Source organism: Pelagicoccus mobilis (assembly GCF_016595505.1).
In the GTDB taxonomy this organism is placed as follows: domain Bacteria; phylum Verrucomicrobiota; class Verrucomicrobiia; order Opitutales; family Opitutaceae; genus Pelagicoccus; species Pelagicoccus mobilis.
In genome coordinates, this window is record NZ_JAENIL010000001.1 from 179,768 (window position 1) to 195,628 (window position 15,861).

At 52.7% G+C, this 15,861-nt stretch carries 10 protein-coding genes; 6 read left to right on the forward strand and 4 right to left on the reverse strand.

Annotated features, from left to right (window positions below; all coding sequences use genetic code 11):
• Positions 1 to 141: 141 nt before the first annotated feature.
• The 5 genes from JIN87_RS00535 (at position 142) to JIN87_RS28680 (ending at position 7,944) form a co-directional block, all read left to right on the forward strand.
• Entirely contained in the window at positions 142 to 1,944 is a 1,803-nt protein-coding gene (locus tag JIN87_RS00535) for a right-handed parallel beta-helix repeat-containing protein (RefSeq protein ID WP_200353542.1), read from the forward strand.
• Positions 1,945 to 2,112: 168 nt separating this feature from the next.
• Complete coding sequence (locus JIN87_RS00540) at positions 2,113 to 3,267, forward strand: hypothetical protein (RefSeq protein WP_200353543.1); 1,155 nt, start codon at positions 2,113 to 2,115, stop codon at positions 3,265 to 3,267.
• A 58-nt stretch (positions 3,268 to 3,325) separates the two neighbouring features.
• The gene (locus JIN87_RS00545; protein ID WP_200353544.1) at positions 3,326 to 4,783 is read left to right on the forward strand and encodes a sulfatase; all 1,458 of its coding nucleotides are present in this window, start codon (positions 3,326 to 3,328) and stop codon (positions 4,781 to 4,783) included.
• Between the two features lie 116 nt (positions 4,784 to 4,899).
• Complete coding sequence (locus tag JIN87_RS00550; protein WP_200353545.1) at positions 4,900 to 6,381, forward strand: sulfatase family protein; 1,482 nt, start codon at positions 4,900 to 4,902, stop codon at positions 6,379 to 6,381.
• 33 nt (positions 6,382 to 6,414) lie between these two features.
• Positions 6,415 to 7,944, forward strand: coding sequence for a carboxypeptidase-like regulatory domain-containing protein (locus JIN87_RS28680; protein ID WP_200353546.1), 1,530 nt, complete (start codon positions 6,415 to 6,417; stop codon positions 7,942 to 7,944).
• 25 nt (positions 7,945 to 7,969) lie between these two features.
• On the opposite strand, the gene JIN87_RS00560 is transcribed toward JIN87_RS28680, so the two are convergent.
• The 4 genes from JIN87_RS00560 to JIN87_RS00575 form a co-directional block, all read right to left on the reverse strand.
• Positions 7,970 to 9,052 carry a hypothetical protein gene (locus tag JIN87_RS00560; protein WP_200353547.1) on the reverse strand — a complete coding sequence of 361 codons (1,083 nt, stop codon included), beginning with the start codon at positions 9,050 to 9,052 and terminating at the stop codon, positions 7,970 to 7,972.
• Between the two features lie 41 nt (positions 9,053 to 9,093).
• Positions 9,094 to 9,834, reverse strand: coding sequence for a hypothetical protein (locus JIN87_RS00565; RefSeq protein WP_200353548.1), 741 nt, complete (start codon positions 9,832 to 9,834; stop codon positions 9,094 to 9,096).
• Between the two features lie 244 nt (positions 9,835 to 10,078).
• Entirely contained in the window at positions 10,079 to 10,258 is a 180-nt protein-coding gene (locus tag JIN87_RS00570; RefSeq protein WP_200353549.1) for a hypothetical protein, read from the reverse strand.
• Between the two features lie 19 nt (positions 10,259 to 10,277).
• Positions 10,278 to 11,690 carry a purine-cytosine permease family protein gene (locus tag JIN87_RS00575; protein WP_200353550.1) on the reverse strand — a complete coding sequence of 471 codons (1,413 nt, stop codon included), beginning with the start codon at positions 11,688 to 11,690 and terminating at the stop codon, positions 10,278 to 10,280.
• A 312-nt stretch (positions 11,691 to 12,002) separates the two neighbouring features.
• On the opposite strand from JIN87_RS00575, the gene JIN87_RS00580 reads away from it, so the two are divergent.
• The gene (locus JIN87_RS00580; protein WP_200353551.1) at positions 12,003 to 15,833 is read left to right on the forward strand and encodes a hybrid sensor histidine kinase/response regulator; all 3,831 of its coding nucleotides are present in this window, start codon (positions 12,003 to 12,005) and stop codon (positions 15,831 to 15,833) included.
• Positions 15,834 to 15,861 lie beyond the last annotated feature (28 nt).

The following is a 15,861-nucleotide window of genomic DNA, read 5'->3' on the forward strand; positions in this document are numbered from 1 at the left end:
TCAACACGACGGCGTGATCGCATATGTTTTATACGCGATGGGATATTGTGAGCACTTTAGGATTCGCCTATAGTCGTTCTAGATCTCGACCGCACCCCAAAGTGCCCCCACGAGAAACACTCCAATTTACTAATCTACCCGATGAAAAAACTGCCTCTGTGCCTATTTTCTCTTTGTGCGCTATCGTCTCTGGGAGCTCGTACAATAAACGTCGCTGACCACGGCATTGTGCCGGGCAAAGACGTTACCTTGCAGGTCAACCAACTCATAAACGCGGTCAAAGACGAGCCGGACGTTACGCTCTTCTTCCCCCAAGGAACCTACGACTTCCATCCTGAAAACGCTCTGGAGATCTACCGTGCTGTCGCCAACCACGACAACAGCCTCAAGCGAATGGGCTTCCCGCTATACGGACACAAGGACCTGACAATCGATGGCGATGGCTCTCTCTTCATGTTCCATGGACACATGGTCCCATTCACTCTGGAGAGCGTGGATACAGTCACACTCAAGGACTTCACCATCGACTGGAGCCGCTCATTCCATGACGAACTCCTCGTCGTCGAGCGCGATGATACGGACCAAAGCTTCATCGTTGAGATAGATCCCAAGCAAGATCCCTACACCATAAAGGGCGGAAAGCTTTACTTCGAACGCTACAAGATCGCGGAAGACGGAATCGGTTCGAATATGGTCTGGGACCCTAAGACGCTCTCCCCCATCTACGACACCCGTTCCTATCAAATGAACGCGGGCAAAATGAAGGTCAGCCATGCAGGCAAGAACCGCGTAAAGATCGAAAAAGCGGTCAAGGTTGCTCCTCCAGTCGGCACAACCCTTATCACATACGGCACGCAGACAACGAATCGTCTTGCCCCTGCCATGCACGTGACCAATTCCAAAGACATCGTCATCGACGGTGTCACCGTACTCGATGGCGGAGGTATGGGCCTCATCGTCGAGCGTACCGAAAACGTCACCCTTGAAGGTATGAAGGTTCAAGCGAAGGAGGGTTACTTCGTATCCACCCGAGCTGACGCCACACACTTCATCGGATGCAAGGGCACCATCAAACTCGAGAACTGTGAATTCAAGCATATGCTAGATGACGGAATCAACGTCCACGGCGCATATGTGAAGGTCGAAGAGTACCTTGGAGAAAACCAGTTTCTCTGCGAGATCAGCCACTTCCAACAATGGGGTCTCACATTCGCAGAACCCGGGGATAAGGTCGCAATCCTATCACGTGAAACCATTCTCCCTTTTCACGAAACCGAGGTCACAGAGTTTGAGATCATCAACGAACATCGCTTCCTCATGACCGTCGCTAATGTTCCAGCAAACCTCCCCAAAGGGCCGCTCTCCGTTGAGAACCTCTCTTGGTATCCAGACCTCATAATGCGCAACAACCGCATTTTGCAAAACCGTGCCCGTAGTGTTCTCGTAACTACAAAGGGAAAGGTCGTCATCGAAAACAACTACTTCAACTCCCAGATGCACGGGATCCTTATCGAAGGCGACAACAACAAATGGTACGAATCCGGGGCTGTGGAAGATGTCGTCATCAGAAACAACACCTTCGATAACGTCGGCTACGCAAAAACCGAACGTTACCCGCTACTCGCCTCCCCACTCTTTCGTCCAGAACAACGCTTCGGCGAGGGTCACTACCACCGAAACGTTCGCTTCACAGGCAATACCATCAAGACATTCAATGGCCTTTCAGTGAAAGCGCTTTCAGTCAAAGGACTCGATATAACGAACAACACGCTGATCTTCGATAACAAGTATCCAGAAGCGGACGAAGGACCGTCCATCGTTCTTGAATACTGCGACGACGTATTGATCAAAGGCAACAAAGCCAAAGGTTTCAGCCACGACATCGGCATTAGCCAAACGGATGACTGCACTTCGATCACAGCCAAAAACAACAAAGGCCTATAACTCACTTTTTCATAAAATGTCGAATCGGAGAAGGGTAACTCCGTGACATGGTTTGGGCGAAGGGCCGAGGCGAACACCTCGGCCCTTTCTTTTGCACATGTAAACTGCCTACCAACGGGATCAATTGACGAAGCCACTGAATAGCCATAGCAAATCCCAACCGTTTTTATGCTTCCTCTAGCGACAGTCAATAGCCCCACCCGCCTCCGTAAAATTCTCGCAGGCGCTCTGATCCAGTATCTCGCACTCACGACTGCCGTATCCGCCAAGCCAGCGAAAAAAGACCATATCATTCACGTTCGTCACCCAGGTGACGATGGTTCGGGTCCCGAGACTCAAACGCTCGTCCAGAGATTCACCAAAAACAAGAAGGCGAAGGATTATTACCTGGATGCAGAATCGGTCTTTTGCGCCGATGGCGAGTGCTCCATCGTCAACGTACGCATTTTCTGGGATAGCCTAGGTTACTATGACCGTTTCGAGCTCGAACCCGGTGTCGAACTCGAAAAGGCCGAGGGTGCTCCCTTTACCGCAGAGGACTATCAGCGTCTCCACGAAATCCTCGGCGAAAGGGACTCAGTCCTAAAGGACGTCAAGCGCGAGGACATCAAGAACCACGAAGCCGAGCTCATCGAGGACCCACACGCAACGTCCGGAGCCACCCCAGAGATGTTCGAGGGAGCAGCAGTAGAAGGCGCAGCTTGGACAAGCTACACTCTCTGGCATTGGGCGAATGGAGAATTAAGCAAGCGAGCACGTGCCCTAACGACCTCCCTCTCCGACCGCGACGATTTGCACGCGTATCTAAAAAGCGGTGACGTTCGAGCCAAATCCTTCGCGCTCGAGGAGATGAGAACGAGAAACATCAATGATACCCACTCCATGGAGATCGCAGTGACTGCACTTCTCCACACACCCCGAGAAACCAGTAAGCTCGCTCTCCGTTACTTTGATTCAGCTCCATCAAGCGATCGCAACAAGGCCTACGCCTCTCTCTTCGAATCAGGCAGTACCGAACAGCGGGTGCTTATTCTCAATTCACTTCTTGATTCAGAGTCGCTGCCCTCGCCTTCTTTACTAAAGTCCTTCACCCGACACCTGCTCGATCTCAAGAATTACCAGGAAGTCGATCTCCTGCTTAGACTTCTCCAACGCGAAGAGCCACCTTCTACTCAAGCGATCGATAAAGTTGCCCAACTTTTGAATACAGACAATTTCATCTTCGCCCGACGAGCATTCTGGTTTCTTTCTGACGTCAAGATACCCAGTGAATACCTACCACGCGTTGACGCATTTGCTCAACGACACCAATCACGTTTGTAAATTAGCTAGAAAAGCCAGATGACTTGCCGCAAGTTGAGGTGCCTTAACCACCCCAACTATGCTTCGTCTCATCACCTTCGTATCACTCTTCGCTTTTCAACTGTCCGTCTTCTCGGCCGAGCGGGCGGGTCCAAACGTTCTCTTCATCGCGGTTGATGATCTTGCCGCAGCCTTGGGCTGTTACGGAGATAAGGTAGCGATCACTCCAAACATCGATCGCCTAGCTGCGACGGGCGTTCGCTTCGACAGGGCTTACAACCAACTCCCGCTCTGCAATCCCACTCGCGCGTCGGTCATGACAGGCCTCCGGCCAGACGAAATCAAAGTCTACGACCTCGACGCCCACTTCCGAGATACGGTTCCAGACGCCATCACCCTATCTCAGCGTTTTATGCAAGAAGGCTGGTTTTCGGCCCGCGTCGGAAAAATCTATCACTACAACGTTCCAGCGAGCATCGGTACCGACGGATTTGACGATCCCCCATCGTGGCAACGCACCGTCAATCCTTACGGACGCGACAAGACAGACGAAGACCTTATCTTCAACGCCGAGCCTCACCGCAAAATCAGCGCCGCTCTTAGCTGGCTCGCGGCCGACGGAAAGGACGAGGAGCAGACCGATGGTATGATCACAACTGAAGCCATCAAAATCATGGCCGAAAAGAAGAACGAACCCTTCTTCTTGGGCGTCGGCTTTTTCCGTCCCCACACTCCATACGTCGCTCCCAAGAAATACTTCGACATGTATCCGTTGTCGCAAATGCGGCTTCCCTACGCGCCCGAAAACGATCGCGAGGATGTTCCCACCGCTGCCTTCGCCCACAACAATCCAGTTCCCCACTACAATCTCGATGAGCTCACATGCCGCAAAGCCATGCAGGCCTATTATGCATGCGTTTCGTTCATCGATGCTCAGGTTGGCCGACTCCTAGATGCTCTCGATGAACTTGAAATCGCCGACAATACGATTGTCGTATTTTGGAGTGACCACGGCTATCACCTCGGCGAACACAACGGTATCTGGCAAAAGCGTACACTCTTTGAGCAAGGCTCCCGCACTCCGCTGATAATTAGAGCCCCTGGACTCGCGGGCAACGGTCAAGCCTCGCCGCGAATCGTCGAGTTCGTTGATATTTACCCAACTCTCACTGACGTAGCCGGCATCAGCTCACCAGACGGCCTCGCCGGCCGCAGCCTACGCCCCCTTCTAGAGGGTCCAATTCGGGAATGGGACGGTGAAGCCGTCACCCAAATCCTTCGTCCCGCCGACGATCGCCTAGATACACAAGTAATGGGATGCTCAATACGCACTCATCGTTGGCGCTACACCGAGTGGGCAGAAGGCGAATCTGGCGTCGAGCTCTACGATCACTATTCCGATCCAATGGAATTCAACAATCTCGCCCTCAATCCCGATCCAGAAGCTATTGCAATAATGAACGAGCTTCGTCCACGTCTTCGAGCTAAGGCAAGCGGCCAGATTCCCACTTCTCCAGTCAACCCAAAGCGGTTGTAGGGTAAACGAACTACAGGGTTCTTCCAGCCGCCACCTTGGATCCTGAAAAAGGCACATAAAGGACCGAAAACTGTATATACAAGGAGTACCGAAGTGGGTTAGGATCTCGTCCTAAGATGAAGCCCCTACTCGTATCCCTTTTTCTCTTCACGTTTCACTTTTCACTCTTCTCAGCCGAAAGGCCGAACATTCTTTTCATCATCGCCGATGACGCATCGATGCGGACGTTTGGCGCCTATGGTGGCACAACAATCGAGACGCCAGCCTTCGATCGTCTCGCCGAACAAGGGGCCATCTTCAATAACGCTTACAACTGCAACCCGAAGTGCGCCCCGGCTCGAGCCTGCCTCGTCACTGGCCGGTTCAGCTGGCAGTTGAAGGAAGCCACGAATCACTGGCCAGATTTCCCGGCCGAATTCAAATTCTACCCACACCTGCTCATGGAGAAAGGCTTCCACGTCGGTCACACCGGCAAAGGCTGGGGACCTGGGACTTACGCAACGGAACACAATCCGGCTGGGCCCGCATACAAGAAGCTCAAACTGAAGCCGCCTTTCAAGTCGATGAGCAACGATGACTACGCAGGGAACTTCGAACTCTTCCTCGATCAGAAACCATCCGACGCACCCTTCTGCTTCTGGCTCGGCACCTACGAACCCCACAGAGCGTACGAAAAGGACCAGTGGAAAAAAGTCGGAATGAAACTGGAAGACGCTGTAGTCCCTGCCTTTTACCCAGATAACGAAATCGTTCGTGGCGACCTCTTGGACTACGCCAACGAAGTAAAATGGTTCGACCTCCACATCGGCCGTGCCGTCAAAGCCCTGGAAGATCGCGGACTGCTCGAGAACACGCTCATCCTCATAACCTCCGACCATGGGATGCCCTTCCCACGAATCAAAGGGCAGCTCTACGACGAAGGCGTCCACGTTCCACTAATCGCATATTGGAAAGGAGTCATTAAACCGGGACGCGTCATCGAAGACTTCGTCAATTTTCCCGACTTTGCTCCAACCATAATGGAGGCAGTTGGCTACGAGCCACACGAGCAGATGACTGGCAAGAGCTTCCTAGACGTTCTCATGTCTCCAAAGTCTGGCCAGATCGACAAAAGCCGTGACCACGTTCTTCTCGGGAAGGAACGTCACGATACAGGTCGAGCCACCAAAGACGGTATAAACCTATCCTATCCTGTCCGTGCCATCCGCACCAAGGAGTTCCTCTACGTCCACAACATAAAGCCAAATCTCTGGCCCGCAGGGAATCCAGAATACGGATACAGAAACGTAGACGGTTCCCCTATCAAGACTTATCTCACCGAACTCAAGCCTGGCGATGCTGATTACAAATATTATGAGCAGAGTTTCGGCAAACGCCCGGAGGAAGAGCTTTACCAAGTCAGCAAGGATCCAGATTGCGTAAACAACCTGGCCGACAATCCCGAATACAAACGCATAAAGCAGCGCCTTCGCAAACAGATGGAAAAGGAGCTCACCGACCAAGGCGACCCTCGCACCTTGGGTAATGGCGACATCTTCGACGAGTACCCGTACACAGGTAAGCAGCTCGACTATACTACAGGCAAAATAGTGCAGTAGGCAGGACGTGAACACCCCTCCCCAAAGTTCACAGTGAAACTCGCCTCCGCCAGCTTACTCTTTGTTCTGTTTAACCTAAGTCTCTGGTCAACCCCCACAGACCTATCACTCGACATTTCTTCTGCTAGCATTGAGCTCTCAGCAACCGAGATCACTCCATCGCCCTCGCCTGAGGAACTCCTTGCTGTCGCCATTACCGACAAACGAAACCTGTTTCCCTCGGTCAAGATTCCTTTAGCACTAGAACAACAGGATCTTTCTCGTCACCACTACCTCGATACAACGATCGTCAATACAGGAGACGCTCCTCTGAAAATTACTTTCTGGGCGGTCGGCGAAGTCACATGGGATCCTGCAGCAGGAACAGTGGAGCTCGCCCCTGGCGAATCCAAAGTCTGTTCGGTCGATCTCTGGCAATCTTGGCCTGGCGGACTAATGAGCAAGTGCGATCCGAGCAAAATCACACACATCCAGTTCACTGTTGATCGCCCCAAAGCATTCGGAAGCTACACCATTGGGAGAATCACTCTCCGAGGTCAGCCACCAAGCGAACGTCCAGATTTCAGTGCAGCGAACCGCCTTAGCGTTCCTCCTATGATCGATTCCGCCCCTGCTCCTGGCAAGAGAGTGCGTCAAAAATTACCGTCATTCGAAAATACCAGCATCTACCATAGTCTCTATCTTCCAAACGACTGGCAGCCCGGAAAACGCTACCCAATCATCGTCGAGTATGCTGGAAACCGTTGGCTCACCTCAAAGGTCTATTCCCCAGGCACCCCCGAAGGGTCCCGCATGGGTTACGGCATGTCCGAAGGAGATGGATACATTTGGGTCAATGCGCCCTACGTCAACGCCGACCTGAAAACCCAAGCGCTTAATGGCTGGGGCGATGCCGATGCTACCGCTGACTACGCAGTGGAACTCGTAAAGATGCTCTGCGAGGATTTCGGCGGCGACCATTCTTCCGTCATAATTACCGGCTTCTCCCGGGGAGCAGTCGCCGCGGGATTCATCGGACTCCGCAACAAGCAAATCTCAGACGTCTGGCTCGGCTTCCACGCTTGCCAACACTACGATGGCGACGGCATAGGCGGTGCCGACTACGATTCCGCATTAAGCATCCGCGGGCCTCGAAAAGCTGGGCGAGCAACCTTCCATACCGACAACACCCAGCACCAAGAGCTCCACAAGCTCTTCGAGAGACTACAATTTCCAGTTACATTCGCAGACTCAAAACTCAGGGCACACACAGATACTATGTTTCTCGAGGATCGCCCCTCCACACTTCTGCTCCGCCAATGGTTGGCCGATACGATCGCAAACAAACCTGGCACAGCCTCCATTTCGGGTCGAGTGAGCAAGAAGAATGGGAAGCCACTCCCTAACGTCCGGATTCAATCCGGAGATACTCACTTCACCTACACAGACAAAAATGGAGATTACCTCCTAGAAGGCCTTGTCACGGGAAAGAGAAACGTCAGCGCCACCCTGAAAAACTGGACCGCGAATCAAACGATCGTCTTGGAATCCAACGGGACTACGGGCCTCAATTTCAAGATATAAAAGGCCTCGTTCAACGGCGTGAAGACTATTGAGCTTCCTCAATCTTCACTCTGAAGAATGCCTTCGCCGGAAGGCTCGAGGCATCTGCTATCTGCAAAATGACCTCCTCAAAATCCGGTTTTTCTGCCAACTGTTCGCGGCTGTGTTCGATCTCCCCTGCAGAAGTCCACTCTCCGGAGCCTAAGTGTTCACGCATTTGCAAGGTGTAGTTAACACCCCGATACGATCTTTTTTGACGCTCGACAGTTCGTATTACGAGAGCCCCATTCTCCGCCCTCATGAGTTTAGGAGCAAATCCACGACTCTTAAAATCCGAAGGGTCACCACCGACACTGAACTCGTAGAAGTTTGAAAGACCGTCATTATCATCGTCGCCACTCAGACCACCAATCAAACCGCTCTCTTCCGCATATTTCTGAAAGCCAATTTTCTGCCCATCTCGAAGAGATTCAGGATTCTCCAAATCCTCAGCAACCGCAACGGGTACGTCCATATGACGAAACATGATCCGATCTACCTTAAAAAGCTGTGATCGCCCTGAAAGGACCAACTTGTAAGTCTCACCTGCCTTGAAGTCATAGACAGCCTTTCGCTTGTTGTTGTGGCCTCCGGGATCGAGACGATTTCCGGACGCCCAGACGAACTCCCTGTTCTTTCCGCCAAAGAACTTGGTGTTCTTTTTCAACAAGCTCAGTAGACCGTCGTCCCCATGTTCATTTCCAGCGTTTGGGCCTTCACCGTAATCGCCTTCGACCCTCACGTATCCATCATTCGCTACATCATGCCGATTCTCACCATTGATGACCACCATGACCCGAGCACAGTGAAGATGTAAGCGGTACAATCCCGGTTTCGTAATTTTGAACTCATACTCGAGGGGCGAGTTTGCAGGGCCTGACGCAGGAGAGTTGCCGCCAAACTCTATGTATCCATCTCCTTGGTGTCCTTCGATTTCGGTCTTTTTCGTCCAGAGACCGAATTCCGACTCTGTATTTTCGGCTTCGAAGATCACGATACCGTCCTTTTCAATATAAGGACCTAAAACGTCATCCGCGTTCAGTAAGCAACAGCTCGCCAACGCCGAGAGAGAGAACAAAAAGCGATTCATGGATTGGGGTAGGTTTTTGGGGTACAAAGGGACTCAGAGACTCACTTGCGTCGCCAGATTCTAACATCATCGACGTAAGCATGTCCTGGAACGAGCAGACGAAGCAGCCCTTTCCGCCTATGGGCAAAGCCTTCTGAACTGAACTGTTCAAGTACAGTCCCATCAATCTCCATCCAAATCGTATCTCGATCCACATGAACAAACAATTCATGCCAAACGCCCTTCTCAATTGAGTGGACCACCCGGAGCTTTTTCGTCTTCAACATTGCCGATTGCTCTTTACTGAGACTCTTCTCCCTTCGAGCTTTCCGTATTTCCAGGTCCATTACGCCTGTTTTCTTATCTTCGTAGCTCACATAGTCCAAGCCAACGACGGCATCAAACAAATGCCCCGCGTGCACCGACTTCAGGGTCATGTCCGCAAAGTTCAGCTTTAACGAGTCCCCATCGTTTGGCAGCATGAACTTCATCCCGATCGATCCATCCTCAAACTCAAATGCGTGCCGCGTGGAGACGGCGTGATTCGCGCCCTCCAGCGTCTGCATGTGCATCACACCATCTACCAAGTCCACCTGCTTGCGACCTCCAGCCGTTTTATCGCTGCTGGTGGTCCACTCGTTGCCCGGTTCATCCTTGATCTCCTGCGACTCCTGACGTTCGAAGTCGTCAAAGAAGATCAACTCGCCATAGGAAACCTCCGTATCCAACTTTTTGGCATAACATGACGCGGCGAGAGAGATGGCAACAAGCGACGACAAACAAACGTTCCAGTTCATGAGCATTTCAGGCGGGGTTGGCAAAAGGGACGGCAAAGAGTACACGCAGCTTCCCCCGAAAGGAATAGACAAAGACTCTTCGATTGATGGAAGAAGTGAAACCAAACGCCGCACTAGCGCCAGCCTCCTCCCAGTCAACAGTACACGATATCAACCACAGATTCGCCCCCAAACAACAAACGTTTGGAGGCCCTCTACCTGCACGTGGCGAGTTTCCACAGACCTAGCGGATTCTCGCCCCATAACCCTGTCAATCCGTGGCTGGTTCCAAACGATTTCTGATGATCGCCACAGAAAACCAGACGACCATACCGATCGTCATCGCGAGCTTCAGACTCTCGATCGAAATGGCGTCGAAAAGAAAAAGAAGCGAAGGAACCAAGGTCAGCACGAGTCCCAACCATCCGATAATTCGAAGCATAGTATTCATAGTATTGATATCTTTTAGGTTAGGATGCTGATGGTTTACGACTTAGAACCAGATAAAGAACCCCTGTTATGAGCCAGCACGGCAACACGAAGTTTACCGCCGTATAGCCTTGGTAAACGATCAGATAGAAGGCTGGCACCACCGGGATCAGCCACGCCAGCAGCACCGGCACGCTAAACGAAGTGTGAGGAGCGGAATCGTGGAAAGCGGCGACGTCCCCTTTTCGTCGTACATACCAGTCAAAAAAGATCACGCCGCCCATCGGGGCCAAAATCGTCCCGTAGAGTCCGACAAACCCTAGCAACTGCCAAGCGAAGGCCGGAAACGCCCCCGCAATCGTCGCGATCAATCCGGCAGTAAACGTCGCCCAAAATCTGGATACATTGGGAAATATCGTCTGAGCCATGGCTTGAAACGCCAGCCCCGCTCGGTAAATAGTGGGATTCGCGGTAGTCCAACCGGCCACCACCACACAAATGACACCCGCAAGGCCGACTACGTTGTTCGCCATCGGTCCTGGCACCGGATTCGCATCCTGGTTCAGCTTGATCTGGGCAGCTAGCATGAACGCTGCCGCAACCCAGGCCATATAGTGCCCGACGTACATCCCGGCGCTGGTCGCCCACCCTGCCGAAGCCTTCTTCGCGAAGCGGAAAACCGACAAGTCAGCCATGCCAACGTGCATCGCCGCATTACAAAACCAGGCAAAAAGAAAGACGCTCCAAAATCCCATGGTCGACTCGCTCTCGCCGTCCTGAGCGAAAACGATCGATTCAGTCCAAATGCTGTTGAGCTCCTCCCAGCTTCCCGCTCCCAGTTGCTTGAACGCCACAATCCCGCAGGCGAGGAAAACAAGAACCATCCACGGGGAAGCGATATTCGCGAACTTGGCCACCGTATCGTAGCCGAGGGACGCGACAATCGCGATCACAAGCCCGACCGCCAGAACGACCACAACAAACATCGCGCTATTCGGAAGCCAATCGTCCGTGGTCGGCATCGTCATGTCGAAAGGGATACCAACAGCTGTGGCCGACACCGTGATCATCGCACCCGCCAAAAAGCAAAACAACAACCCGTTCGCCAGATTGTACAAGAGCACAAGCCACTTGCCCGCGATCTTCTCCAGATGATGATACAGCGTGTAGCGAGCCTTCGTCGCTATCGGCACACAAACGTATCGCCAACTTAGAACGGCCATCAAGTTCCCCAACAGCAGCCCCCAAACGATATTCTGTAGCGATACCCCCGCGAGCAGGAATAAAGGCCCGATCATGAACTCGGTTCCGGCCGCATGCTCGCCCGCATACATTCCCCAGAATTTACCCGCTCCTTTCTGCGCGTTTTTCGGTACAGGCTCTCGCTCATACTCGTTAACTTTGGAGTCGGAGCGAGTCGCTTCGACAGCCGTCGGCTTAGAATCGGTTACCATATGCAAATCTACATTGAAAGGCGAAGTCGCCAAATTCGGAGGAACGGAACGGGAGGAGGCTTAAAAAAAGCACAACGAATCCCGAAGGTTTTATAAATAATTCCTAAAAACGTATTCTCAACCACACAGCCGTAGGTCCTACCCAAACCTCAGCTTATTCCGTTCAAATTCGGCCGTTACGACCGAGGAGGCCGATGGAGGTTCCGGTTAAGAAATCAAAAAAGATTCAAAGACTCCGGGAATCAACACATGTGGCTCGATTCCTTAGGCTAAGCAGCGATACTATGCTAATATTTCATCGTTTTAAACGACATGCCCCATACCCACCCACTCCCGCAACTTGTTTGCATTTTCACCCTACTAATCCTCACCGCCTTCTCTTCGGCCCAGGAGAGGAACTTCGAGAAGCTACGCTTCCAATCCCTCAACGAACAAGCCGGAAGCCAATTCGGGCAAATACACTCGGTCGCGCAAGGCCCTGCAGATTTCATCTGGTTCGGCACCAGCCATGGAGCCCACCGCTACAACGGCTACGACATCGTTTCCTACCAAAACGACTCGAACGATCCCAATTCGCTCATTCACAGCACCGTCTGGTGCTTCCATCTGGATTCGAGAAAACAGTTCTGGATCGGCACCCAAAAAGGCATCAGCCGCTACCTGCCGGAAATAGACTCCTTCAAAAACTACGTTCTCAACCCGGTCGACATGAACAACAACCTCAACAATCGCTGCAACGCGATCGTCGAGGATAGTTCAGGCAACATCTTCGCCTCCGCCGAAGATGGGTCGATCTATGTCTACAACCCCGGTGAAGATCGCTTCGAAGCGAAGGTCACCAACCGCTTCGGCACCATCAAGTCGATGTCCTTCGATTCGCAGGACGTGCTCTGGATCGGCTCCGACTCCGCGCTCTACAGCTTCGATCCCCAGAATTTGAATACTCGCAAGTACGTCGACGGCCTAACTCCGCCAGAAGGAAGCGCCAAGAACTTCCTCTACAGCCTCGTGCCTGACCGAGAGCGCGGGATCGTCTGGGTCGCCTCCTCCTATCACAGCATTACCCACATCGACATCCTATCAGGGAAGGCGAGCAGCCTTCGAGACGCGTTGACCTCCTCCCGAGTCCACAAGCTCTACCCTCACGGTTCAGACCACATTTGGGCCTGCCACGCGGGCGGAATGACACTTTTCCAGCGGGATGGCACAAAACTGTTCGACCACCGACCAACCGAACGCGACGACTCCCTTCCCGCAGGATCTACTCGCTGTGTTCTGATCGACACCCAAAGCAATCTTTGGGTCGGCACCTACAAGCACGGAATCTACGTTTCGAGCAACAACAAGGAGTTCGACACCTTCACCCCTCGTCCGCCAGATCACCGACCTGGCTTCAAACCCGTCGTATCCTCGCTCCTGCGCGACAGCCAGCAACGCCTCTGGCTCGGATACAGCCATTCCGGCATAGACGTGTTCGCGCGCGAAGGGACCCTCCTCTTTTCACTCCGAAAAGACCCAAACAACCCGCGAAGCATCGGACGCAGCGGCGTGTATTCCATTTTTGAGGACAGTCGAGGACAAATCTGGGTAGGAACCTACAATGGAGGCCTACAGCTCTTCGATGAGCAAGGGAGAGACTTCACCACCTACCGCCACGATCCCGAGGACCCCAACTCCATCGGCGGAAACGATCCGCGCGCGGTAGCTGAAGACGAGGATGGCAACCTCTGGATCGCCCTCAAGGGAGCAGGTATCTCACGTTTCGATCCGACAACCAACACCTTTAGCTCATACCGCTACAATCCCGAAAACACCAAGCAAAGCCTGCTCGATGACTGGCCTTCCGACATCGAGGTAGGTCCAGACGGAGCTGTATATGTCGCAACTCCAATCGGGCTGTCCATCCTCAATCCAGAAACCGACACATTCGATAGCCTAACTCCCACCGATACATCCGACTCCCTCTCGGACGCCCACTGCCAAACCCTCTTCTTCGACTCAAAGGGACAGCTTTGGGTCGGCACAAAAAACGGGCTCAATCTATACCACCCAGAGAGCAAGTCCTTCACTCGCTACCTCACGGATCCCCAAGAAACCGCCAGGCAAGTCCAAGCGATCGCCGAAGACGATTTCTCCCACCTATGGGTCGGAACCGACAACGGTCTCGCTCGCATCGATCCTAGCAGCGGCGAATTCAAATTCTACGACACGCTCGACGGTATCGTGCACGATTCGTTTCTGCCATCCGCCGTAGCCAAATGGGAAGATGGAACCATCAACTTCGGACAAAACGGAGGAATAACATTTTTCCAACCATCGAAAATCAAAGACAACACAACCCCGCCTCCCGTATTTATTACCGACCTACAGGTCTTCTTCAAATCTCTACAAATCGATCCCGACAACAAGGCGAACAGCCCGCTCCAGAAAAGCATCCTCGAAACGAAGACCATCACCCTCGGCTACGAGCAAAAGGTGCTCACCATCAAGTTTGCCGCAAAAAACTACATCCAGTCTCCAAAAAACAATTACAAATACAAACTCGAAGGATTCGATAAAGACTGGAACTTCGTCGGCACTCGAAGAGAAGCGAACTACACGAACCTCGACCCCGGCACCTACCTGTTTCGCGTCCTAGCCAGCAACAACGATGGCTACTGGAACGAACAAGGAGCCAGCCTCGAGATCATCATAACTCCGCCTTTCTGGCAAAGGACCTGGTTCCTCACGCTGAGTGGCCTGTCTATCGTAGCGCTCATCGCCGCGTTCATCTTGAAACGTGAAAAGCGACTCAAGAGCGAACACCGGCGACTCGAAGATCTCGTCGAGAAACGCACCCACCTGATCAACGACAAGAACGAAGAACTCGCCACTCAAAGTGCTCAGCTCATCAAGCAACGCGACGAGCTAGCCGAGCACAAAAATCTCCTTGAACGAAGAGTGAAAGAGCGTACTCGGAAACTCGAGGAAGCAATGCTTCAGGCCGAACAATCCGACCAGCTCAAGTCATCGTTTCTCGCCAACCTATCCCACGAGATTCGCACTCCCCTAAACGCGATCGTAGGTTTCTCCAAGCTCCTCGAGTGCGCCGAAGATGCTGCGGAACTAGACGAGTACATCCCCATCATCATCGACAACTCCGACTCGCTGCTACGCCTCATCGACGACATCCTCGACATTTCACTCATCGAATCCGGACAGCTGAAGATCGCCAAGTCCGAGTTCCAACTGAAGGAGCTAATCGAGAACATTATCCACTCCCATTCCGTTCAAGCCCAAGAGAAAGGGCTAGAACTTCGCCTACAGAACAAACTCCCCACCCTCGACATCTCGATCGATTCCGACCGCAACCGCATCAAGCAGATCGTCGACAACTTCATCAACAACGCGATCAAGTTCACAGAAACCGGTTCCGTTACACTCGCCGTTCGAGCAGAAAACGAGAAGCTTCGTATTTCCGTTTCCGATACAGGAAACGGTATACGCCCAGATGATCAGAAAGCCATCTTCGAACGTTTCTACAAACTACAAGAGGACGATAAACGAGCGAGACGCGGAGTCGGCTTGGGGCTCGCCATATCACACAGTTTGGCCGAACTTCTAGGAGGTGGAATCGAACTAGAATCGACCCTCGGCAAAGGCTCCTGCTTCGAGCTGGTACTGCCGCTGCCAAAGATCAACCACTTGGACGAGGCTTCCACTTTCGATCCTCACAACGCCAACCTTCCCGACCTCGACCCAGAATTCCTGGACAGTTTGAAGGTTCTGGTGGTCGACGACGAAGAGACCAACTTCCGATATATCGAGGCGGCCCTTAAGCGCTGCCGCGTGAAAACAGTTTGGGCGCACAGCGGACCAGAAGCTGTTCACGCATACGAACAAGAAGGGCCATTCAATCTCATCATGATGGACATCAAGATGCCTGGCATGGACGGATTTCAAACCAAGGAAGTTCTCCGAGCAAAAGGCTGCAAGCTTCCCATCGTAGCCCAGACCGCCTTTGCGATGAAGGAAGACGAGGAACGTATCCGCGAAGCCCAATTCGACGACTACCTCTCCAAACCGATCGACCGCATGCTCATGTACAAAAAGCTAGCAAGACATCTGGTCGAACAGCTCCCAAGAAAAGCCTCGAAACTGTAGCCCTTGCGAGACGAGGGCAAACGCTACC